15 protein-coding genes are annotated in these 21408 nt (G+C 67.2%); 9 read left to right on the top strand and 6 right to left on the bottom strand.

Annotated features, from left to right (window positions below):
* The first annotated feature begins 80 nt into the window (after positions 1-80).
* The gene (locus tag ACI48D_RS17650) at positions 81-2507 is read left to right on the top strand and encodes a penicillin-binding protein 1A (protein WP_435572548.1); all 2427 of its coding nucleotides are present in this window, start codon (positions 81-83) and stop codon (positions 2505-2507) included.
* A 106-nt stretch (positions 2508-2613) separates the two neighbouring features.
* Here the strand turns inward: ACI48D_RS17650 and ACI48D_RS17645 are convergent, their stop codons facing one another.
* The 3 genes from ACI48D_RS17645 to ACI48D_RS17635 all read right to left on the bottom strand — a co-directional run bounded on the left by ACI48D_RS17645 (position 2614) and on the right by ACI48D_RS17635 (position 5066).
* The gene (locus ACI48D_RS17645; protein WP_435572547.1) at positions 2614-3456 is read right to left on the bottom strand and encodes an SDR family oxidoreductase; all 843 of its coding nucleotides are present in this window, start codon (positions 3454-3456) and stop codon (positions 2614-2616) included.
* An 82-nt stretch (positions 3457-3538) separates the two neighbouring features.
* Positions 3539-4684 carry a mechanosensitive ion channel family protein gene (locus ACI48D_RS17640; protein WP_435572546.1) on the bottom strand — a complete coding sequence of 382 codons (1146 nt, stop codon included), beginning with the start codon at positions 4682-4684 and terminating at the stop codon, positions 3539-3541.
* A 199-nt stretch (positions 4685-4883) separates the two neighbouring features.
* The gene (locus ACI48D_RS17635; RefSeq protein ID WP_435572545.1) at positions 4884-5066 is read right to left on the bottom strand and encodes a DUF3606 domain-containing protein; all 183 of its coding nucleotides are present in this window, start codon (positions 5064-5066) and stop codon (positions 4884-4886) included.
* Positions 5067-5323: 257 nt separating this feature from the next.
* Here ACI48D_RS17635 and ACI48D_RS17630 point away from each other — a divergent pair, with 257 nt between their 5' ends.
* The 3 genes from ACI48D_RS17630 to ACI48D_RS17620 all read left to right on the top strand — a co-directional run bounded on the left by ACI48D_RS17630 (position 5324) and on the right by ACI48D_RS17620 (position 10245).
* A complete protein-coding gene (locus tag ACI48D_RS17630) occupies positions 5324-8413 on the top strand; it encodes an amidohydrolase family protein (protein ID WP_435572544.1) in 3090 nt (1029 codons plus the stop codon).
* A gap of 219 nt (positions 8414-8632) precedes the next feature.
* Complete coding sequence (locus tag ACI48D_RS17625; RefSeq protein ID WP_435572543.1) at positions 8633-8956, top strand: thioredoxin family protein; 324 nt, start codon at positions 8633-8635, stop codon at positions 8954-8956.
* Positions 8953-10245 carry an MFS transporter gene (locus tag ACI48D_RS17620; RefSeq protein WP_435572542.1) on the top strand — a complete coding sequence of 431 codons (1293 nt, stop codon included), beginning with the start codon at positions 8953-8955 and terminating at the stop codon, positions 10243-10245. The genes ACI48D_RS17625 and ACI48D_RS17620 overlap by 4 nt, the downstream gene beginning before the upstream one ends.
* Here ACI48D_RS17620 and ACI48D_RS17615 read toward each other — a convergent pair.
* Positions 10242-11048 carry a DUF481 domain-containing protein gene (locus ACI48D_RS17615; protein ID WP_435572541.1) on the bottom strand — a complete coding sequence of 269 codons (807 nt, stop codon included), beginning with the start codon at positions 11046-11048 and terminating at the stop codon, positions 10242-10244. The two genes, ACI48D_RS17620 and ACI48D_RS17615, sit on opposite strands and share 4 nt — an antisense overlap.
* A 207-nt stretch (positions 11049-11255) precedes the next feature.
* On the opposite strand from ACI48D_RS17615, the gene ACI48D_RS17610 reads away from it, so the two are divergent.
* Positions 11256-11888, top strand: a complete 633-nt coding sequence (locus ACI48D_RS17610) for a response regulator transcription factor (RefSeq protein WP_435572540.1) — start codon at positions 11256-11258, stop codon at positions 11886-11888.
* Positions 11889-12215: 327 nt separating this feature from the next.
* Positions 12216-14891, top strand: a complete 2676-nt coding sequence (locus ACI48D_RS17605) for a GGDEF/EAL domain-containing response regulator (RefSeq protein ID WP_435572539.1) — start codon at positions 12216-12218, stop codon at positions 14889-14891.
* Here the strand turns inward: ACI48D_RS17605 and ACI48D_RS17600 are convergent.
* Complete coding sequence (locus tag ACI48D_RS17600; RefSeq protein ID WP_435572538.1) at positions 14876-16186, bottom strand: NCS2 family permease; 1311 nt, start codon at positions 16184-16186, stop codon at positions 14876-14878. The two genes, ACI48D_RS17605 and ACI48D_RS17600, sit on opposite strands and share 16 nt — an antisense overlap.
* A 151-nt stretch (positions 16187-16337) precedes the next feature.
* Here ACI48D_RS17600 and ACI48D_RS17595 point away from each other — a divergent pair, with 151 nt between their 5' ends.
* From ACI48D_RS17595 to ACI48D_RS17585, 3 genes are all read left to right on the top strand, one after another.
* The gene (locus ACI48D_RS17595) at positions 16338-17555 is read left to right on the top strand and encodes a hypothetical protein (RefSeq protein WP_435572537.1); all 1218 of its coding nucleotides are present in this window, start codon (positions 16338-16340) and stop codon (positions 17553-17555) included.
* 369 nt (positions 17556-17924) lie between these two features.
* On the top strand, positions 17925-19166 hold the full coding sequence (locus ACI48D_RS17590; protein ID WP_435572536.1) for a glycosyltransferase: 1242 nt from the start codon (positions 17925-17927) through the stop codon (positions 19164-19166).
* Between the two features lie 76 nt (positions 19167-19242).
* Positions 19243-20514, top strand: a complete 1272-nt coding sequence (locus ACI48D_RS17585) for a lipoprotein-releasing ABC transporter permease subunit (protein WP_435572535.1) — start codon at positions 19243-19245, stop codon at positions 20512-20514.
* Positions 20515-20517: 3 nt separating this feature from the next.
* On the opposite strand, the gene ACI48D_RS17580 is transcribed toward ACI48D_RS17585, so the two are convergent.
* Complete coding sequence (locus ACI48D_RS17580; RefSeq protein ID WP_435572534.1) at positions 20518-21360, bottom strand: metallophosphoesterase; 843 nt, start codon at positions 21358-21360, stop codon at positions 20518-20520.
* Between the last annotated feature and the right edge of the window lie 48 nt (positions 21361-21408).

Here is a 21408-nt window from a genome sequence, read left to right as displayed (position 1 = left end):
ATGCGCGTTGGCGCACCGTGGATGTCGACGCCCTCGGCTATACTTGCGGCGGATAATCAGAGCAGCAGGCGGAACACCACGTGGACGACCATAACAAGAACGAAGAACGGCAACAAGCGCAAGAACAAGGCCCGATGGGCTACCCCGGCCCGGACCGGCGCCGCGCGGGTGCCGCCGCCGCGCGGGCACGCGCGCATTATGCGCAGGTGCGCGCCGGCCTGATGGCGCGCCCGCCGCTGCAGCGCTGGCTGCTGATCGGCCTGTCGGCGCTGCTGGTCGTCACGGTGCTGTTCGGCGTCTACGTGGCGCTGCTGTTTCCGCTGACCCCGGGCATCGAGGACGTGAAGCAGGCGCGGGTCGCGCGCCCGACCGTGGTGGTATCGAGCGACGGGCGCGAGCTGGCCAGCTTCGAGCAGGGCCTGCAGGAAAAGGTGAAGCTGTCGGAGATCTCGCCGCACGTGATCACGGCCCTGGTCGCGACCGAGGATCGGCGCTTCTACGAGCACCATGGGGTCGACTTCACGCGCATCGGCGGCGCCATGCTCGCCAACCTGAAGGGCGACGCCCAGGGCGGCTCGACCATCACCCAGCAGCTGGCGCGCAACATGTTCCGCGACGAGATCGGCAGCGCGCGCAACCTGAACCGCAAGCTGAAGGAACTGATCACCGCCTTCAAGATCGAGAACACCTACAGCAAGACCGAGATCCTGGAAGCCTACCTGAACACGGTGCCCTTCCTGTACAACACCTTCGGCATCGAGATGGCGGCGCGCACCTATTTCGACAAGCCGGCCGCCCAGCTCAACGAAGTCGAGGCCGCGACCCTGGTCGGCATGCTGAAGGGCACCGCCTACTACAACCCGGTCACGAATCCGGAGCGTTCGAAGGCGCGCCGCAACGTGGTGCTGGCGCAGATGCTGAAGGCCGGCGCCTTCGACCAGAAGCGCTACGAGCAGCTGATCAAGCGTCCGCTCAAGGTGCGCTTCACGCGCCAGCCCGAGCGCTCCGGCAAGGACGACCACTTCACCGCCTATGTGCGCAAGTGGCTGGTCGAGTGGGCCGACAAGAACGACGTCAACCTGCAGCAGGACGGCTTGGTGGTGCAGACCACGCTCGACTACGACCTGCAGCAGGCCGCCCAGCGCGCCGTCGAGCGCCAGGCCGAGGCCCTGCAGGCCATCGCCGACGTCGACTGGGCGCATGCCTGGCCGATCAACTCGACCTCGACCCAGACCTACGCCGACATGCGCGAAGGCGTGACGCCGTTCGCCTACTACTGGCAGTCGCATGGCGAGCTGCTCGACGCCTTCGTGCGCGAATCGGGCGAGTACAAGCATGCGGTGGACGGCGGCGAGGCGCCGGCGGCGGCGCTGAAGCGCCTGAAGGCCGACCGCGACTTCATGCGCCAGCTGAAGAACGCCAAGGCGCGCCTGGAGGCCGGCTTCGTGGCGATGGACCCGGGCACCGGCGAGGTCAAGGCCTGGGTCGGCAGCCGCAACTTCCAGCGCGAACAGTTCGACCACGTGGCCCAGGCCACGCGCCAGCCCGGTTCCACCTTCAAGCCGATCGTGTATGCGGCGGCGCTGGAGCAGGGCATCACGCCGGACCACCCCTACCTGGACGCGGTGACGACGATCCGCGACCCCAACGGCACGACCTGGCGCCCGACCGACAACAGCGGCACCACCGGCCGCCGCCTGACCATGCGCGACGGCCTGGTGTACTCGAAGAACACGATCACGGCCCAGGTGATGCAGGACGTCGGCGTGAAGCCCATCGTCAAGCTGGCCCAGGACATGGGTGTGCGCTCGAGCAAGCTGGCGTCCGTGCCCTCGATCGCGCTCGGCACCAGCCCGGTGACCCTGCTGGAAATGGTGAGCGCCTATTCGACCATCGCGGCCCAGGGCGAATACCGCCGCCCCGTGTTCGTGCGCCGCATCACGGACCGCGACGGCAAGGTGGTCGCCGACTTCGCCGGCCAGACCCCGCAGCGGGTACTGTCGCAAGGCTCGGCGGAGACGCTGATCGACATGATGCGCGGCGTCGTCAACCGCGGCACCGGCACCGCCGTGCGGACCCGCTTCGGCATCAACGGCGACGTCGCCGGCAAGACCGGCACCACCCAGAACAATGCCGACGGCTGGTTCATCATGATCCATCCGAACCTGGTGGCCGGGGCCTGGGTGGGCTTCAACGACAACCGCGTGACGATGCGCTCGAACTACTGGGGCCAGGGCGGGCACAGCGCGATCCTGCTGGTGGGCGACTTCTTCAAGGCAGCGCTGGACAGCGGCAAGCTCAGCGCCGATGCCGAGTTCCCGGGCTTCCACAAGCCGGCACCGGTGGTTCGCCATGAGGAGCCGGAGGAAGACATGGAAGAGGGCAACGACATGCAGCAGGAAGGCGGCCCGCCGGCCGACCTGCCGCAGCCCGAGCCGAAGGACGAGGAAGGGGAACCTCACCCGCGGGCGCAGGATGTGGGGAATCGCTTCCCGAACGATGCGTGAATGACGCCACGTCGTCCCCCGCGCAGGCGGGGACCCAAGTTGCCAGCGTTGCGGTAACGCTCGCAAAACCTTGATTCCCGCCTTCGCGGGAATGACGTGATAGCCATTACAGGATCGGCGTCCCGCCCGTCACCGCGATCCGCGCCCCGGACACATAACTGGCCTCGTTCGAGGCCAGCATCACGTACACCGGCGCCAGCTCGGCCGGCTGGCCGGCGCGCTTCATCGGCGTCTGCTGGCCGAAGCTCGCCACCTGGTCCGGCGGCATGGTCGAGGGGATCAGCGGGGTCCAGATCGGTCCCGGCGCCACCGAGTTCACGCGAATCCCTTTTTCGGCCAGCAGCTGGGCCAGACCTGCCGAGAAGTTGGCGATCGCGCCCTTGGTGGTGGCATAGGCCAGCAGGGTCGGTTTCGGATTGTCCGAGTTGATCGAGCTGGTGTTGATGATCGAGGACCCGGGCGCCATGTGCTTCACCGCGGCCTTGCAGATGTGGAACATCGCGTGGATGTTGACGGCAAAGGTGTGGTTCCACTCCTCGTCCGGGATCTCCTCGATCGATTCGTGGGTCATCTGGAAGGCGGCGTTGTTCACCAGCACGTCGATGCGGCCGAATGCCTGCACGGCGCGGTCGACCAGCAGCCGGCAGTGGGCCGGGTCGGCCAGGTCGCCCGGCACCAGCACCGCCTTGCGGCCGGCTTCCTTCACCAGGCGCTCGGTCTCGCGCGCATCCTCGTGTTCGTTCAGGTAGGAGATCAGCACGTCGGCGCCCTCGCGCGCGAAGGCCAGCGCCACGGCGCGGCCGATGCCGCTGTCGGCGCCGGTAATCAGGGCCTTCTTGTCGGCCAGCCGGCCGTGGCCGACGTAGCTGTCTTCGCCATGGTCGGCCTTGGGCGTCAGTAGGGATTCAAGGCCGGGCGGGGTTTGCTGCGGGGTCTGCTGTTGCGGCATAGGTCCTCCATCGAAAGCGTTGGCCTGCGATTCTATGCGGGCCCGATGCCCGGCGGCGCCAGCCTGCCGCCGGGAAAACGCTTCAATGGATGGGCCGGGCCTGGGCCTGGCCGCGCCCGTCGGGGCGCTTCACGGCGGGGCTGTCGTTGGCCGCCTGCTCGGGGCCGGCCGCCTTGCTCAGCACCAGTTGCTGGGCGCGCGGGGCAGTCGAGATGCCCAGGTCGCGGCACAGCGCCATCGCCTCCAGCAGCACCTGCTGCTGGGTCTTGAGGAACAGGCCGTAATCGGCCTCGCTCAGGTTGTAGACGATGTCGTACTCGATGAAGTTCTGGTCGAGCAGGGTCAGGTTGACGTGGTCCAGCTTGACCTTCTCCTTGGCGTCGATGATGGCCGAGAGCTGCGGCGGCAACTTGGCCGCCAGCTCCGGCGGCGTGGCCGGGTTGATGCGCAGGTTGAACTGCACGCGGCGCGTGTTCATGCGCTTGAAGTTGTGCACGGTCTTGCGCAGCAGCTCGGCGTTGGCGATCACGATCTGCTCGCCGGACAGCGCACGGATGCGGGTGGTCTTCAGGCCCACGTGCTCGATCGTGCCCGAGAACTCCGGCACCGAGATCGAATCGCCGACCTCGAAGGGCTTGTCGATCGCGATCGACAGCGAAGCGAACAGGTCGCCGAGGACGTTCTGCACCGCCAGCGCCACCGCGATGCCGCCGATGCCCAGGCTGGCCACGAAGGTGGTGACGTTGATGCCCAGGTTGGACAGCATCGCCAGCAGGAACACGGTCCAGACGCTCCACTGGAGCGCCCAGATCATCAGCGTGTGCGCCACCGTGACCTGTTCGTTTTCCTGGTTCTTGCCGTGCACGCGGAAGTAGCGCCGCGCCGTCACCCCGATCGCGCGGTGCAGCCATAGTGCGAGCTGGGCGCCCAGGGTGATGAACCACAGGTGGGAAATCCGCTGGTTCCAGGGCGGCGGCAGATCGAGCACCGAGGCGCCGATCAGCAGGGAGGTCGCCAGCACCGCGAGGCTGCTGGTGCGCGCCAGCGTGTGCGCCAGCACGTCGACGATGGGACGCTGGGCGCGCGCGCCGGACAGCTGGTCGAGGCGGCGCCGGAACAGCATCACGGCGCCGTGGATGAGGACGAAGCTGAGGACCGCGACCACGACCGCGATGGTGGCGTTGGTCCAGCCGATGTCGAGGGATGTGAAATAGCCGCGGATGTCCATCGGGCTCCTTTCGTGTGCTTGATGCTGAGGGGATGCGAAGCGGCGCCGGGACGCCGGATCGCCGGATCGCCGGATCGCCGGATCGCCGGATCGCCGGGGCGGCAGGCGTGTGCAGCCGGGTGGACGCGTGGGCGCCCATCCGGCCGGACACGCCGGAGGCGGTGCTGCTCAGTGCAGGTGGGGGCTGCTCAGTACCGGGTCAGTGCTTGGTGCGCAGGTGCTGGCGGACCGCTTCGGCGCTGCTGCCGGCCTGTTTCACGGCCTGGGCCAGTTCTTCCTCGGTCACGCCGAGCGCCTTGGTCCAGTACTGGATTTCGTGTTTCTCATGCATGTTGATGCGGGCGCGATCCTGCGCGCCGCGATTTTGCAGATCATCGGACATGATGGTCTCCTTTTCGGCAGGTTAGCAAGGTGTACAGCCTCAGGATGCCAGCAGGCGCGGCCGTATTCCGTTCGGTGGCTCACGTAATGCAACTAGTTTTCTTCTGCAAAAAGTTCCCATGCGTCAGTAATAAGCTTTGACCGCGATCAGGAAACCCAGCGATACCAGCCTTGATTGGCAAGCCCGGCAGTACGATCAAGGGGATGTCTGCACCAAGTTGGTGCATATAAGAAACTTTCCGACACCCCGTAGGCGCCATGAAGCATCGTCATCTTCTAAGCACCCGCCGCACCGCACTCGCCGCCGCGACGATGGCTTTCCTGGTTTCGGCCTGCCAGCTGCAGGGCGGCGGCCGGGTCGACCAGCTGAACGACCTGCGCGGCCCGGCCCGGGATTTTCGGGTCGAACTGCGCGAAGGCACGAACATGGCGGCCTATCCTTCACCGGACGGCAAGCGCATCGTGTTCTCCGCGCAGGACGCCCTGTGGGTGATCCCGGCCGCCGGCGGCACCGCCACCCGCATTACCGGCTGGCGCCTGGAGCCGACCGCGCCGGTCTGGTCGCCCGACGGCAAGCGGATCGCCTTCCAGAACTACGCCCCGGAAGGCAACTACCACATCTGGACCATCGACCCGGACGGCCGCCATGCGGAAGAGCTGACCACTGGCCCGAACGACGACCGCGAGCCGGCCTGGACGCCGGACGGCAGCGCCCTGGTGTTCTCGTCCGACCGCAGCAACGACGGCCAGTACAAGATCTGGACCGTGCCGGCCGACGGCGGCCCGCCGACCCGGATCACCACCGGCCCCGGCGCCGAGAGCAATCCGGTGGTGTCGCCCGACGGCACCACGCTCGCCTATGTCGACGGCCCGAACGTGGTCACGCGCGCGCTGGTCGGCGGCACCCCGGCCATCGTCGCACCGGGCACGGCGCCGGCCTGGACCCCGATTGGTGCCGGCCTGGTCTACCAGAACGCCGACCGCCAGCTGGTCGTGCGCGGCGTCCAGGTCACCAGTGGCGAAGACATTTTCCCGTTCCCGGTGCGCTTCTTGCCGGACGGGCGCTTCCTCTACACGGCCGATGGCCACATCCGGGTGCGCGACGCCGCCGGCGGCGCCCCGGCCGACATCGGCTTCCGCGCCGAACTGCTGCTGCGCCGCCCCGTGTTCTCGCATCCGAAGGACCGGCAGTTCGACAACTTCGGCCAGCGCCAGGTCCGCGGCATCAGCGCGCCGGTATTGTCGCCGGACGGACAGAGCATCGCCTTCGTGGCCCTGAACGACGTCTGGGTGATGCGCATCGGCGAGGCGCCGCACCGCCTGACCGACGACCGCGACCGCGACATCAGCCCGCAGTGGACCGCGGACGGTGCGGCGGTGTATTTCTCCACCGAGCGCGGGAATGCCGGCCAACTGGCGGTCGATCAGGTCGAGGTCGCCACCGGCGCACGCACCCGCCTGGCTGCGATCCCGGGCCGCTCCATGGCGCTGCCGAAGCTGTCGCCGAGCGGCGACCGGATCGCCTATACGACCCTGTCCGGCCAGCTCGAGATCTGGAACCGCGCCACCGGCAGCTTCCGGGTGGTCGCGCCGGCGGTCGGCAGCCAGGTCAGCACCCCGCAATGGCTGCCGGACGGACAGCACATCCTGCTGGTCGATAACGACCGCATCAACAACCGCTTCCGCGAAGGCTACAACAAGCTGCGCGTGATCGACGTGGCGACGGGGCAGGGCGTATTCCACGCGGTGGCCCCGGCGCCGCGCCAGGTCTCGGAGCGCGACGAAGGGGCGGCCGTCCTTTCCCCGGACGGGACCAGGGTCGCCTTCGTCATGGATTCGCTGCTGCACCTGATGCCGCTGAATCCGGACGGCTCGCCGGCCGGCCCGGCGCGGCAGGTGACGAATGAAGCGGCCGACCTGCCGTCCTGGGGCGGCAACAACAGGCTGATGTACAAGAACGCGAACCGGATCCGCGTGATCGACGCCGACGGCAGCCACGCGCGCGACGTCAACGTCAGCCTGCAGTGGCAGCAGGCGGTGCCGGGCGGCTCGACCCTGATCCGTGCCGGCGCCCTGTGGGACGGCCTGGGGCCGACCCTGCGCCACGACATGGACATCCTGGTGCGGAACAACCGCATCGCCTGGATCCGCCCGCACGTGGCCGGGTCCGAAGCGCAGGTCGGGCACTTCATCGACGCCAGCGGCCTGACCGTGATGCCGGGCCTGATCGAGACCCACATCCACCCGCTGACCTTGTACCAGGGCGGGCAGGTGGGGCAGTGGTTGCCGCTGATGCTATCGTATGGCCTAACCACCGCCCAGTCGGTGGGCGGACCGCTGCACCAGAGCATCGAGCTGCGCGAATCGCTGGAGTCGGGCAAGCTGGTCGGGCCGCGGCTGTTTGTCTCGCCGCCGCTGTGGGAAGGCAACCGGCTGTTCTACCACTTCGCGCGCACCCTGCGCACGCCGGCCGTGGCGGATCTCGAGATCGCCAAGGCCAAGGCCATGGACGCCGATTTCCTGAAGGCCTACGTGCGTGCGCCGATCCCGATCATGAGCCGCATCGCCCAGGGCGCGCTGGACCTCGGCGTGCAGAGCGGCACCCATCCGATCGAGCGGGGGGCTGCCACCGGCATCGCCGGCACGACCCACCTCAGTGCCACCCAGCGCATGGGCTACGGCTGGTCGAAGTCGGCCGCGCGCGCAATCACCTACCAGGACGCCTATGCTACCTACGGCAAGGGCAGCTTCCGCCTGATCGACACGCTGTTCTCGGCCGCCGCGCTGGCCGGGCTCGATCCGGGCATCGCCAGCGACCCGCGCTTCATCCTGGTGCCGCCGAACTTCGTGAGCGGCCTGCAGAACGCCGCGCCGCCGACCCCGGCCCAGCTGGCCGGCATCATCAACGACGCCACCCAGCAGGCGAAAGTGGTGGCGGCAGGGGGCTTGGTGGCGAACGGCACCGACTCGCCGCTGGTCGTGCCCGGCATCCAGTTGCACCTGAATTTGCGCGCCGCCGGCCTGGTCCTCGGCAACTACACGGCGCTGCAGACCGTCACCATCAATGCGGCGAAGATGGCGCTGGTCGACCGTGAGCTCGGATCGCTGGAACCGGGCAAGCTGGCCGACCTGATCGCGGTGCGCGGCAATCCGCTCGCCGACCTGCGGGCCGCGGCCAAGGTCGAGGTGGTCATGAAGAACGGCAGGGCGTATACCCAGGCCGAGATCCTCGCGCCATTCCGAACCCCGGCGGCGATGGCGGCCCGCCGCGGCGCACTGGCCGCTTACCAGGCGCGTTGCCGCAGCCATCCGTCCGAGTGCGCGGAAGACGGCCGGCACGCCGACTGACCAGCGTTGGTAGCCGGGGCCGGATCGAGGCACCGGGCCGGGTTGATGCCCGCGGCCTTGCGGCTGCGGGCTTTTTTACTTCCTTAAATATGCAACTAACCAACATATCAACAAGAAAACACAAAAAACCCGGCCACCAGGCAAAGCGGGCGCCGCGGATATCGCCGCCGACGTGCATTTGAGGTACGCTACTGTCATTTGTACAACCAGGAGAAATGCATGACCAAGCCCTATGAAACCGCCCAACCCGAACGCAGCGCGGTCGACGCGATGCCAGGCGTGGTGGCCGTCGACTTCGGCACCAACTGGTGCGGCTACTGCAAGGCGGCCGAGCACCACATCGAGGAGGCCCTGAAGGACTATCCGAAGGTAAACCACCTGAAGGCGGAGGACGGCCCGGGCCGCCCGCTGGGCCGCTCGTTCCGCGTGAAGCTGTGGCCGACCGTGGTCGTGATGAAGAATGGCCAGGAAGTCGCGCGGGTGGTGCGCCCGGCCGATGCACAGGAACTGAAGAACGCCCTGGCACAGGCAGGCGCCGCATGATCGCGGCCGAGACGCAAGCGGCACGCGCCGCCACGAACCGCCCGGCGACGGTGCTGTTCGCCAGCCTGATCGGTACCACGATCGAGTTCTTCGACTTTTATATCTATGCCACCGCCGCCGTGCTGGTGTTCCCGAAGCTGTTCTTCCCGGCCGCCAGTCCGGCCGCCGCGACGCTGCAGTCGCTGGCCACTTTCGCGATCGCGTTCTTCGCGCGGCCGGTGGGTTCGGCCGTGTTCGGCCACTTCGGCGACCGCATCGGGCGCAAGGCCACCCTGGTCGCGGCGCTGCTGACGATGGGCCTGTCGACCGTCGTGATCGGCCTGCTGCCGACCCATGCGCAGATCGGCACCCTGGCGCCGCTGCTGCTGGCGCTGTGCCGCTTCGGCCAGGGCCTGGGCCTGGGCGGGGAGTGGGGTGGGGCGGTGCTGCTCGCCACCGAGAATGCGCCGCCGGGCAAGCGCGCCTGGTACGGCATGTTCCCGCAGCTGGGCGCGCCGCTCGGCTTCCTCCTGTCCGGCTCGACCTTCCTGGCGCTGTCCCAGACCCTGTCCGACGCCGACTTCTTCAGCTGGGGCTGGCGCGTTCCCTTCCTGTCCAGCGCACTGCTGGTCGCGGTCGGCCTGTACGTGCGCCTGAAGATTACCGAGACGCCTGATTTCCAGAAGGTCCTGGAGCGCAACGAGCGCGTGCGCCTGCCGGTGGCGGTCGTGTTCAAGTCGCATCCCGGCGCCCTGGTGCTGGGCACCCTGGCCGCGCTGGCGACCTTCGTGATCTTCTACCTGGTGACGGTGTTCGCCCTGAGCTGGGGCACCACGGCCCTGCATTACTCGCGCCAGCAGTTCCTGCTGCTGCAGCTGTTCGCGATCCTGTTCTTCGGGCTGACGATCCCGCTGTCCGCCGTGCTGGCCGACCGCTACGACCGGCGCCGTGTGATGATCGGGGTATCCGCCGCGATCGCCGTGTTCGGGCTGACCATCGGACCGCTGTTCGGCTCGGGCTCGCTGGTCCTGGTGACGGTGTTCATGGTGCTGGGCCAGTGCCTGATGGGCATGACCTATGGCCCGCTGGGCACGCTGCTGTCCGAGATGTTCCCGGCCGAGGTGCGCTACACGGGTGCTTCGCTGACCTTCAACCTGGCGGGCATCCTGGGCGCGTCGCTGGCGCCGTATGCGGCAACCTGGCTGGCGACCAACCACGGCCTGCCGACCGTGGGCTGGTACCTGAGCTCTGCCGCGCTGATCAGCCTAGTGGCACTGCTGCTGGTAAGGACTGCGGGAGAGAAGACTTAGAACGAATAGACGAGCGTCAGCGAGGTCTGGGTGTCGGTATTCTTCTTGTCTTCCGGAACCTTGCTGTCGCTGCGCGCGCTGAACGCGGCCTTCATCTGCATGGTGCCGTTGATCTTGGTACTGAGGGAGGTTTCCGCCACCGTGTGCACGTTCGTGGTGCCGCGCTCGACACTGACGGTCTGACTGAAGGCGGCCGACGGGCTGAGCTTCCAGCGCAGCTGGGCCGCGCCGTGCACCGTCATGCCGGAATCCTGTTCGCCGGACGCGCTCTCGCCGTGGAAGTAGCCCGGGCCGATCTCGACGTCGACGGTCTTGTCCGCGCGCTTGAGCAGCTGGGTGCCGTAACCGACCGCCAGGGTCGAGTAGCGGGTGTAGGCGCCGAATTTGTCGTTCACATGGGAACCCAGCAGGAAGGCGCGGTTGCCGTCCTCCAGTAGCTTGAAGGCAGCCTTTGCCGACAACTGGTAGCGCTCGGCCGAACGGGTGCGCGTGCGCGTGCCATCCGCATTGACCACATCGTCTTCCTTGAAAAAGCCGCTGAAGACGTATTCGTTACTCCAGTTGCTCATCTCGTGGCGGGCGTCGATCTTGCCCGTGACCGAGGTGCCGGTGGTATTGCCCGAGGTCGAGATCGCGCCGAGTTCGGCGGACGTGTACCAGTTGCTGCCTTCCGGTATCGCGGTGGTTGGCGCTTGCGTGAAGTAAGTGGACGACGGCGCGGAGCTGGCGAAGTCGTCGGGCGCGGCGATTGCCGTGCCGGTTGCGCCGGCCAGCACCAGCGCCCAAAGCATCGGAGATTTCATGAGCATCCCATGGTTCATGGATGGCCCGACATTGTAAACGAAAGCCGGCCCCAAACCCATCCGGTGCAACGTTTTTCCCACGAAATTTCCGTTAGAATATAAAGAAATTGTGAAGTTTCGACGTCTTTTGTTTGCAGCTCAGCCATTTTCACGCCTAGAATGATGCGTTTTGCCGCGCATACCGGCATGTATGTATAAGGAAAACCATTGATCAGGCTAGTCATCGCCGACGACCATGAATTGATCCGCGAGGGAATCAAAAAGATCGTGCGCCATTGTGCCGACCTGAAGGTCGTGGGAGAAGCCGCCGACCTGGCGCAGGCCATCGCGCTGGTGGCCCAGGTGCGGCCCGACGTGGTGGTGCTGGACGTGACCATGCCCGATTACGACGGGCTCGACGGCTTGGCCGAATTGCGCCGCCATTTCCCATCCCTGCGGGTGGTCATGCTGAGCATGCATCCGGAAGAACGCTACGCGCTGGCCGCCCTGCGCGGCGGCGCCCTCGGCTACGTCTCGAAGGCCAGCGCCTCGGCCGACCTGATCGATGCCCTGCGCAAAGCGGCCCAGGACTTGCGCTGGCTCGGGCCGCGCGTCGCCGCGCTGCTGGTGGAGGAAATGGCCTGCCCGCCGGTACCCCCGCCGCACCATCTGCTGACCCTGCGCGAAGCCGAGATCGTGGCGCTGATCGGGGCCGGGCTGCAGGTCAAGCAGGTTGCCGCCGAGCTCAGTATCAGCATCAGCTCCGTGAATACCTACCGCACCCGCATCTTCCGGAAGATGGGACTGTCCTCGAACGCGGCCCTGATCCGCTATGCCTTGCGGCATGGCCTGGCGCGCTGATTTCTTCCGTTGCCACCTGGCAACAATGTAAACGATTTCTTGTCGTTAAATCTGCGACAGCGGACTGTGAATTGACGACAGCGCGGCCGCGCCCGGAATCCCTTTTCACTATGAATCCGCGACCGGGCCGGTCCCAGCCGGCGGGTCGGACGGCATCCGTCAATACATCACCGGCACCATTGCCCTCCCGCCAACACGCGTCACAATGTTATAACTTGTCCATCTTGCCTATCAATGTGGCAAGTATGTCGGCCGCCCTGTAGCGCGGCGGCTGTCGGCGTGGTCGAAATTCAAGACAGGCGGTAGCCATGTCGCTGCACGAATAAGATGATAACCAAGCGAGAACATGCCACGCCGGGGGAAACGGTAGACATCCTGGTAGTGGAAGACAGTCCCACCCAGGCGCAGCACCTTGCGCGCCTGCTGACGAGCGAGCCCGGCTGGCGGGCCAGGATTGCCGGCGACGGCTCGAGCGCGCTGGCCGAAGTGGCGCGGCGCCGGCCCCACCTGATCATCAGCGACATCGCGATGCCTGGGATGGACGGTTTCACCTTATGTCGTACGCTGAAGGACGATCCGGTCTACGCCAACCTGCCGGTGGTGCTGCTGACCCGCCTGGCGAGCCTGAACGACATCGTCCGGGCGCTGGAATCGGGCGCCGACAGTTTCGTGCGCAAGCCCTACGATGGCCCCCAGCTGCGCGAGCGCCTGCGCCGCATCTTGCAGGATTGTGGGCTCGGGGCGCCCGACCGTCCCCTGGAATTCATGGCCGCCGAACGGCGCCAGATCTATGAGCTGCTGGTCGCCACCCACGCGCAGGCACTGCGCATGAACGCCGAGCTGGCCGAGCAGCGCGCGGGGCTGGAGCGCTCCGTGCGCTCGCTGGCGATCCTGCACGGCATGGCCGCCGCGCTCAACCAAGCGGTCGGCGAACAGGCGGTCGCCGAGGCCGCGCTGGCCCATCTGCTGGCGATGCCGGGACTGAGCGGTGCCGCGATCGGCGCAGTCGGACGCAGCGGCGGCGTGCGTCCGCTGGCGGCGCGCGGGATGCCGCCGGACGCCGCCGCCGGCGCGCCGCTGGTACGCCTGCCGCTGTTGGCCGAGGGGCGCGAAGTCGGCATTCTGGAACTGCTGCCGGCCGGCCCGGCGCTGGGCGAGACCGAACGCTCGCTGCTCGACAGCGCCGCCAGCCAGGTCGGTTCGGCACTCGAGCGTGCGCGCCTGTACGCGTGCATGGAAGCGCTGGTGGTCGAGCGCACCGAGGCCCTGCGCTCGGAGCGCAACCGCCTGTCGGCGGTGGTCGACACCGCCGGCGCGCTGGTGCTGCTGGCGGCGCCCAGCGGCCACATCGTGATGTTCAACCGTGCCTGCGAGGAGGCGCTGGGCTGGAAGGCGGCCGATGCGATCGGCCGCCCGTGCTGGGAAGTGGTGCGCCGCGTCGACGACGAGCTGGTGGTGCGGCGCGCGTTCCAGTACCTGGACCGCATGCCTGAAATGTCCCGCATCCAGGGCGAATGGCATACCCGCAAGGGCGGGCCGCGCTCGATCATCTGGACCCAGACCTTGCTGCGGCGCGACGACGGCAGCGTCGAATACGTGCTCGGCACCGGCATCGACGCGACCGAGCTGCGCGGCGCCGAGGAGCGCCTGCGCTACGTCAGCAACTTCGATACCCTGACCGGCCTGCCCAACCGCTTGCTGCTGCGCGCCCGCCTGCGCCAGCTGAAGGTGAAGGCACGGGACGCGGGGCAGGTGCTCGGCCTCATGCTGCTGGGCCTGGGGCGCATGCCGCTGATCCGCGAGGCGCTCGGCCCCGCGGCCGAACAGGCACTGCTCCAGGAAGCGGCCGGCCGGCTGCGCGAAACGGCCGGCGCGGACGTCGTCGGCCGCTTCTCCGACGGCAGCTTCGCCGTGCTGGCCGTGCGCGCGGTGCCCGAAGACCTGGCCGCCTGCGCGCGCCGCCTGCTGGCCGCGCTCGGCAAGCCCTTCGGCTGGGAGAACGAGGAACTGCACCTGGACCCGTCGATCGGCATCGCCGTGTACCCGAACGACGGCATGAAGTACGAAGTGCTGGTGCGCGGCGCCGAGGCGGCGCTGCGCCAGGCGCAGGAAGGCGTCGGCCAGCACTATGCCTTCTACCGGCCGGAACTGAACCAGGGCGCGAACGACCGCTTCAAGCTGGAGAGCGCGCTGCGCCGCGCCATCGAGCGCGGCGAACTGGTGCTGCACTACCAGCCCCAGGTCGACCTGGCCGGCGGCCGCATCGTCGGCGCCGAAGCGCTGCTGCGCTGGCAGCATCCGGAGCGCGGCCTGGTCCCGCCGGGCGTGTTCATTCCGCTGGCCGAGGAAACCGGCCTGATCCTGCCGATGGGCGACTGGGTGCTGGATAGCGCCTGCCGCCAGCAACGCGCGTGGCGCGACGCCGGGCTGCCGCTGGTGCCGGTCTCGGTGAACCTGTCCGCGCACCAGTTCAACGACCAGATCGTGGACACCGTCGGCCGTGCCCTGGCCAAGTGGGGCATCGAGCCGGAGCTGCTTGAGCTCGAACTGACCGAAAGCGCTTCGATGGCGGACGCGGACAAGAGCTGCGCGCTGCTGGCCCAGCTCAAGAGCATGGGCATCCGGCTGTCGATCGACGATTTCGGCACCGGTTTCTCGAACCTGAATTACCTGAAGCGCTTCCCGGTCGACAAGCTGAAGCTCGACCAGTCATTCGTGGCCGACCTCCTGGGCAGCGGCGACGACCTGGCGATCTCGCGCGCGGTGATCGCGATGGCGCACGGGCTGCGCCTGACGGTGGTGGCGGAAGGGGTGGAAACCGCCGGCCAGCTGGCCCTGCTGGCCGAGCATGGCGCCGACGCCATGCAGGGCTACTACTTCAGCAGGCCGCTGCCGGCCGAGGAGTTCGGGCGCATGCTGCGCGACGGCGCCATGCTCGACCTGGCGCTTTTAAGGCAGGGCCAGGCCGAGGAATCGGACGCCTCGCATCAGGTCCCGATGTAGACGATCTTGAACGCGAACAGCGCCGCGATCACCCACACGATCGGGGCCACTTCGCGCACGCGGCCGGTGGTCAGCTTCAGCACCGCGTAGGTGATGAAGCCGAAGGCGATGCCCTCGGCGATCGAGTACGTGAAGGGGATCGTCAGCGCCGTGATCGCGGCGGGGATCGCCTCGGTGGTCTCGCCCCATTCGATGTCGCCGAGGTCGCGCAGCATCAGGCAGGCGACGAACAGCAGCGCCGGCGCGGTCGCGTAGGGCGGCACCACGCCGGCCAGCGGTGCGATGAACAGGCAGGCCAGGAACAGCACGGCCACGGTGAGGGCGGTGAGGCCGGTGCGGCCGCCGGCCTGGACGCCGGCTGCGGATTCGATATACGCCGTGGTGCTGGACGTGCCGAGGGCGGCGCCGGCGACGATCGCGGCGCTGTCGGCCAGCAGGGCCTTGTTCAGCCGCTCCATCTTTCCTTCGACCAGCAGGCCGGCACGGCTGGCCACGCCCATCAGGGTGCCGGTGGCATCGAACAGCTCGACCAGGAAGAACACCATGATCACGTTCAGGATGCCGACCGCCAGCGCCCCCGGCACGTCCAGCTTCAGGAAGGTGGGCGCCAGCGAGGGCGGGGCGGAGACCACGTGGTGGAATTCGTTCCCGCCGAAGAAGAAGCTCAGCACCGTCACCGCGATGATGCCGATCAGGATCGCGCCGCGCACGCGCAGGCGGTCCAGAGTGACGATCAGCAGGAACCCGATCATGGCCATGATCGCGCCGCCCTGGTGCAGGTCGCCGACCTTCACCAGGGTCGGCTCGCTGGCCACCACGATGCCGGCGTTCTTCAGGGCGATCAAGGCCAGGAACATCCCGAGGCCGACCGTGATCGCGACCCGCAGCGAGCGCGGGATGCCGTTCACGATCATGGCGCGCAAGCCGAACACGGACACCAGGATGAACAGGCAGCCGGACACGAACACCGCGCCCAGCGCCGCCTGCCAGGGCACCTTCATGCCCAGCACGACGGCGTAGGCGAAGTAGGCGTTCAGGCCCATGCCCGGCGCCATCGCGATCGGGTAGTTGGCATACAGGCCCATCACCGCGCTGCCGAGCGCGGCGACCAGGCAGGTCGCGACGAACACGGCTTCCTTCGGCATCCCGGCGTCGCCGAGGATCGAAGGGTTGACGAAGATGATGTAGGCCATCGTGAGGAAAGTGGTCAGGCCGGCCAGCATTTCCGTGCGAGGGTCGCTGCCGCTCTGTTTGATGTTGAATAGGCGTTCGAGCATGTTGTTTTGACGCGTCATGGAAGGGATGACCGAAGCATATCACTTGGCGCGTGTTCGGCCATACCTTTGATCAGTTCGGCAAGCCCTGGCTTTCCCGGCCGCTGTTTCGCAAGGTTTTTTCATCCCATTTGATAACATGGGGCCTTGTCCACTTTTTACGATTGTCGCCATGTCCAAAAACAAGCGCCCAGCTCCCCGCAAACCCGCGAAACCGGCGGCGGAGACCGACCACGAGGCGCTGGCCCAGAACCTGGTCGATCTCGCGCTCGACATCACCGAGACCGACCCGGAGGACCTGCAGGCCGCCGCCAGGAAGCCCCAGCAAGAACAGGACCTGCTGACCCTGATCCGCCGCGCGCTGCGCCGCCAGCATGACGATCTGCTGTACGGTGCGATCGAGGTCGCGCGCTACACCGACCCGGACTGCTGCCGCTACCTGCAGGAACAGATCGAGGAGGAAGCCGCCACGCTGCGCCTGCGCGATGACGACGGCGCCGAGCTCGAGATCGACGCCTTCATGATCCCGCTGTTCGTCAGCAGCACCGGCGGACTGCAGGCCGCCGAGGTGTTCCAGGACGATGCCGCCTTCGAGGAGTTGAGCGACAGCTTCCGCCACACCGGCCTGGCCAGCGCCGACAGCCGGGTCGTGCTGGTGCGCTATCTGTACGACCTGGACGAGGTCGACCACGTCGGCTACAACAAGCTGCAGCAGATGCTGAAGGAGGCCGCGGCCTCGATGCGCAGCAAGAAGCTGGTGGCGGCCCCCGCCATCGAAGCCAGCATGCGCGGCTGGCACGCCAGCGGCTACGGCCCGGACGACGAGGCGATGGAGCTGCGCTTCCTGCTGGGCTTCTCGCTGAAGCATGCGGACGACCCGTTCTACAAGGTGCCGAAGGACGAGGTGGCGGCCGACGCCTATTTCGAGAGCCGCATGGCGCGCTACCGGATGTGGGCCGGCAGCATCGCAGGGCTGCTGTCGCGCTGCCTGTCCTCCAACCCGGCGCGCATCGAACTGAACTTCCTGTACCAGGACCTGTTCTACGGCGCGAAGGAGCAGGGCGTGGCCGAGCTGGCGATGCTGGCCACGCTGGCCGAGGTGAACGGCCGGCTCGACGAACTGGAGCTGGAGCCGGAACGGATCAAGGCGGTGGTGGCGCCGGTCGACCTGGGCGACCACGCGGCGCTGCGGATCAACCTCTATCCGCTGGACGGCGGCGCGCCCATGGCGACGGTCGACAAGCCGCTCGACCTGGCGGCCGACCTCGAAAGCGAGATGGAAGACCTGTGCGACGGCCTGGGCACGGTCGGGCTGGACGGGATCCTGGTGGCGCGCGGTTTCGACGAGGGCGGGCAGCCGGAGGGGGCCGAGGCCTATTTGAGTGATTGATACAAGGTCGGGATATCCGGTTCTCGTCAATGCCGATTTCCAAGCCTTCTGTTCTCCACTTAACCCCTGCGCACGCTTGAGTGCACGATGCGTTTTCGTAGTGTTTTTTCTTGAATAATCGTAGGACCACACCTACATTTTTGACCAACAGTCACAAGTTCCCTAGGGAGTCGGAAGCTGGACAGCCAATTTTCGTTACCTCTTGTAAATATTGCAACCTGCAAACGAAAATCTTGAGAATTTTACATGTTACGATTCTCCGGTCCGGCACGACGATTCCTGGTGCATGCGACCGCATGCCCAGACGATCCTCCGGCTGGCTGTATCCCAGATCAACTAGAACGCCCCAAGGCGAAAGGAACTTGAAAAATGCCAACCCTTATCGTGTTTTGCCACCTGCGTTGGGACTTTGTCTTTCAGCGTCCCCAGCACCTGATGACTCGCATGGCGGAACACTACCGAATCCTGATCGTCGAGGAACCGGTGTACCACGAAGGGCAGGCACACCTGAAGAAGACGGTCGTCGCGCCGAACATCACGGTGTGCCAGCCGCAAACCGCGATCCATGCGCCGGGCTTCCATGACGACCAGATCCCGACCCTGCGGACCCTGCTGGCCGACCTCGTGCCGGAAGGCGAGAAGCCGGTGGTCTGGTTCTATACCCCGATGGCCCTGCCGCTGCTGCAAAGCTTCGAGCCCTCGCTGGTGGTGTACGACTGCATGGACGAACTTGCCGCCTTCAAGAATCCGCCGAAGCAGCTGGTGCAGCGCGAAAGCGCACTGCTGAACATCGCCGACCTGTGCTTCACCGGCGGCCCCAGCCTGTACCAGTCGAAGAAGGAACGCCACGCCAACGCCCACTGCTTCTCGAGCAGCGTCGACGCCAAGCACTTCCAGAAGGCCCAGGACCGTTCGTACAGCCACCCGGACCAGGCCAACATTCCGCATCCGCGCCTGGGCTTCTACGGCGTGATCGACGAGCGCTTCGACACCGAGCTGATTCGTGAGATGGCGGCTGCCCGCCCGGACTGGCAGATCGTGCTGGTCGGCCCGGTCGTGAAGATCGATCCGGCGCACCTGCCGCAAGCCGCGAATATCCACTACATGGGTCAGCGCACCTATGAAGAGCTGCCGAAGTTCCTGGCCGGCTGGGACGTGTGCCTGCTGCCGTTCGCGATGAACGATTCGACCAAGTTCATCAGCCCGACCAAGGTGCTGGAATACATGGCCGCCGAACTGCCGTCGGTCAGCACCCCGATCACCGACGTCAAGGTGCCCTACGGTGACGTGGTCGCCATCGCCGAGACCGCGGAAGAGTTCATCGCCGCCTGCGACCGCATGCTGAACATGGGCGCGGAGCAGAAGGCGGCCCTGGCCGAGCGCATGCGCGCGATCGTGGCCCGCACTTCGTGGGACATCACCGCGAACGCGATGCACAAGCTGATCCAGACCACCGCGCCGGGCAACCGCGCCCAGCGCCTGACCGCCGATCTGGCCGACATCGCCGGCGCGGAGAACGTCAGCGCGCTGCCGCTCAGTGCAGCGCACAAGCAGACTGCCCAGGCCGTGGAAATCGACGCCAAGCCGAAAAAGGCCCAGGCCGCCGAATAAGCCGCCCGACGCCGGATCGAGCCGCCCATGCAGCAATGCGTGGGCGGCTTTTTTGCTTTTATGGCAAAATGCGCGGATGAGTATCCTGCACCGCCTGCCTTACGAGTGGCTGATCGGCCTGCGCTACACCCGCGCCGCCAAGCGCGCCAGCCGCAACCGCTTCCTGTCCTTCATTTCCCTGATCTCCGTGGCCGGCATCGCCCTCGGGGTCGCCGCACTGATCGTCGTTCTGTCCGTGATGAACGGCTTCGAGAAGGAGGTCACCGCACGCATGCTCTCGGTGCTGGCCCACGTCGAGGTGCTGGCCACCAATGGCGCCATGCCCGAGTGGCGCACCATCGAACAGCAGGCGCTGCGCAATCCCGAGGTGGTCGCCGCCGCGCCCTTCGCCGAGGTGCAGGGCATGCTGCTGCGCGAAGACACGATGAAGCCGGTGGTGATCCGCGGCGTGCTGCCCGAGGCCGAGGACAAGGTCTCCGACATCGCGCGCCAGACCCATGCCCGCAACCTGGCGGCGCTGCGCTCCGGCTCCCAGAACGTGGTGTTGGGCAGCGAACTGGCGCGCTCGCTCGACGTGAAGGCCGGCGACAAGGTGCGCCTGCTGGTGGCGGCACCCGGTGCGGAGGGCCAGCCGGGGCAGATCGCCACCCGCCAGCGCGTGTTCACGGTGGCCGACGTCTTCGATTCCGGTAACTACCAGTTCGACTCGGCCCTGGCTTTCGTCCACATCGACGACGCCATTGCCCTGCAGGGCCTGGCCGGTCCGACCGGGCTGCGCCTGCGCTTGGCCGACATGTACGCGGCGCCGCGCGTGGCGATGGAGCTGGCGCGTAGCCTCGACGAGCGCTTCCTGCTGCGCGACTGGACCCGCGTGAATTCGACCTGGTTCGCGGCCGTGCAGTCGCAAAAGCGCATGATGTTCGTGATCCTTACCATGATCATCGCGGTGGCCGCCTTCAACCTGGTCTCGACCCTGGTCATGACGGTGCGCGACAAGCAGGCCGATATCGCGATCCTGCGCACGCTGGGCGCTTCGCCGCGCTCCATCATGCAGATCTTCGTAATCCAGGGCACCCTGGTCGGGGTGATCGGAACACTGCTGGGCGTCGCCTTCGGCGTCCTGGTCGCACTCAACGTCGGCGTGATCGTGCCGGCCATCGAGCACCTGTTCGGCGTGCAGTTCCTGGCCAAGGACATTTACCTGATCAGCGAAGTGCCGAGCGACCTGCGTTGGGCCGACGTCGGCCGCATCGGCGGGGTGGCGGTGCTGCTGGCCTTCGTGGCGACGCTGTATCCGAGCTGGTCGGCGGCGCGCCTGCAGCCGGCGGCGGCCCTGCGCTACGAATAAGCGCTAGATCTCGATCACGAGCTCCGGGCGGAACGCCGCCTGCTCGCCCTTGTTCGCGTAGCCGAGCGGATTGGCGACCACGCGGCAGGACCGCTTGCGGCCATCGAGCTCGCCCTCGACCAGGTAGTCGTTGGCGCAGTGCAGGTGGCCGTGCATCCACACGTCGGCGTAGGGAATCAGCGCGTCCATCGCATTGCAGAAGCCCGCCGTGCCCGGCGTGACGCCATAGCGCGGATCGGCGCTGCGCAGGCTGGGGGCGTAGTGGGTCACCGCCACGGTCGGCCCGCCGAAGGGCGTGGCCAGGGCGGCGCGCAACCAGTCCTGGCAGGCCAGCGACATTTCGCGCTGGGCCTCGGCCAGCACCGGCTCGCCGCCGCGGAAGGTGGTGTTCTTGCTCAGGTAGTAGTTGGCGGCACGGAAGGCCTTGCCGCGCGCCTGCAGCTGCTTTTCCGGGTCCGGCTCCTGGCCGGCGACGGCGTCGAAGTCGCTCCACAGGGTGGTGCCGATGAAGCGCACGCCGTCGACCACGATCGTTTCCCGGTCGAGCCATGCGATGCCGAGGTGGTCGCAGACGCGGCGCAGGCGTTGGTAGGCTTCGTCGACTTCGAGGCCGTCGAATTCGTGGTTGCCGGGGACGTACAGGACTTTTGCCGAGGTGGAGCCAACTGCGTCCGTATGCCGCGGGGCGAAACGCGCCAGGCCGAAATCGTCGTCCTGCAGGCGCGACCTGGCCTGGTAGGAGCCGATGTCGCCGGCCAGCACGACCACATCGGTGCCGGGATGGATGACGGGCTGGAAAGCGGGATCGCGCTCGAGGTGCAGGTCCGAAAATAGCTGAATTCGCATGATCGGGCCAGTATAACGGATCGCCGCCCGACGGATCGCCGCCCGACG

The sequence above is a fragment of the Massilia sp. LXY-6 genome (genome assembly GCF_051233485.1).
Classification (GTDB): domain Bacteria; phylum Pseudomonadota; class Gammaproteobacteria; order Burkholderiales; family Burkholderiaceae_D; genus Telluria.
The sequence above is the reverse complement of the archived record's forward strand: the minus strand, read 5'-3'. Positions and strand labels throughout refer to the sequence as shown.

Coding starts and splice junctions, on each gene's coding strand:
- ACI48D_RS17620 (WP_435572542.1), top strand. CDS start 8,953: ATGATCGCGGCCGAGACGCAAGCGGCACGCGCCGCCACGAACCGCCCG.
- ACI48D_RS17595 (WP_435572537.1), top strand. CDS start 16,338: ATGTCCAAAAACAAGCGCCCAGCTCCCCGCAAACCCGCGAAACCGGCG.
- ACI48D_RS17625 (WP_435572543.1), top strand. CDS start 8,633: ATGACCAAGCCCTATGAAACCGCCCAACCCGAACGCAGCGCGGTCGAC.
- ACI48D_RS17590 (WP_435572536.1), top strand. CDS start 17,925: ATGCCAACCCTTATCGTGTTTTGCCACCTGCGTTGGGACTTTGTCTTT.
- ACI48D_RS17615 (WP_435572541.1), bottom strand. CDS start 11,048: ATGAAATCTCCGATGCTTTGGGCGCTGGTGCTGGCCGGCGCAACCGGC.
- ACI48D_RS17580 (WP_435572534.1), bottom strand. CDS start 21,360: ATGCGAATTCAGCTATTTTCGGACCTGCACCTCGAGCGCGATCCCGCT.
- ACI48D_RS17635 (WP_435572545.1), bottom strand. CDS start 5,066: ATGTCCGATGATCTGCAAAATCGCGGCGCGCAGGATCGCGCCCGCATC.
- ACI48D_RS17585 (WP_435572535.1), top strand. CDS start 19,243: ATGAGTATCCTGCACCGCCTGCCTTACGAGTGGCTGATCGGCCTGCGC.
- ACI48D_RS17630 (WP_435572544.1), top strand. CDS start 5,324: ATGAAGCATCGTCATCTTCTAAGCACCCGCCGCACCGCACTCGCCGCC.
- ACI48D_RS17645 (WP_435572547.1), bottom strand. CDS start 3,456: ATGCCGCAACAGCAGACCCCGCAGCAAACCCCGCCCGGCCTTGAATCC.
- ACI48D_RS17605 (WP_435572539.1), top strand. CDS start 12,216: ATGATAACCAAGCGAGAACATGCCACGCCGGGGGAAACGGTAGACATC.
- ACI48D_RS17640 (WP_435572546.1), bottom strand. CDS start 4,684: ATGGACATCCGCGGCTATTTCACATCCCTCGACATCGGCTGGACCAAC.
- ACI48D_RS17600 (WP_435572538.1), bottom strand. CDS start 16,186: ATGACGCGTCAAAACAACATGCTCGAACGCCTATTCAACATCAAACAG.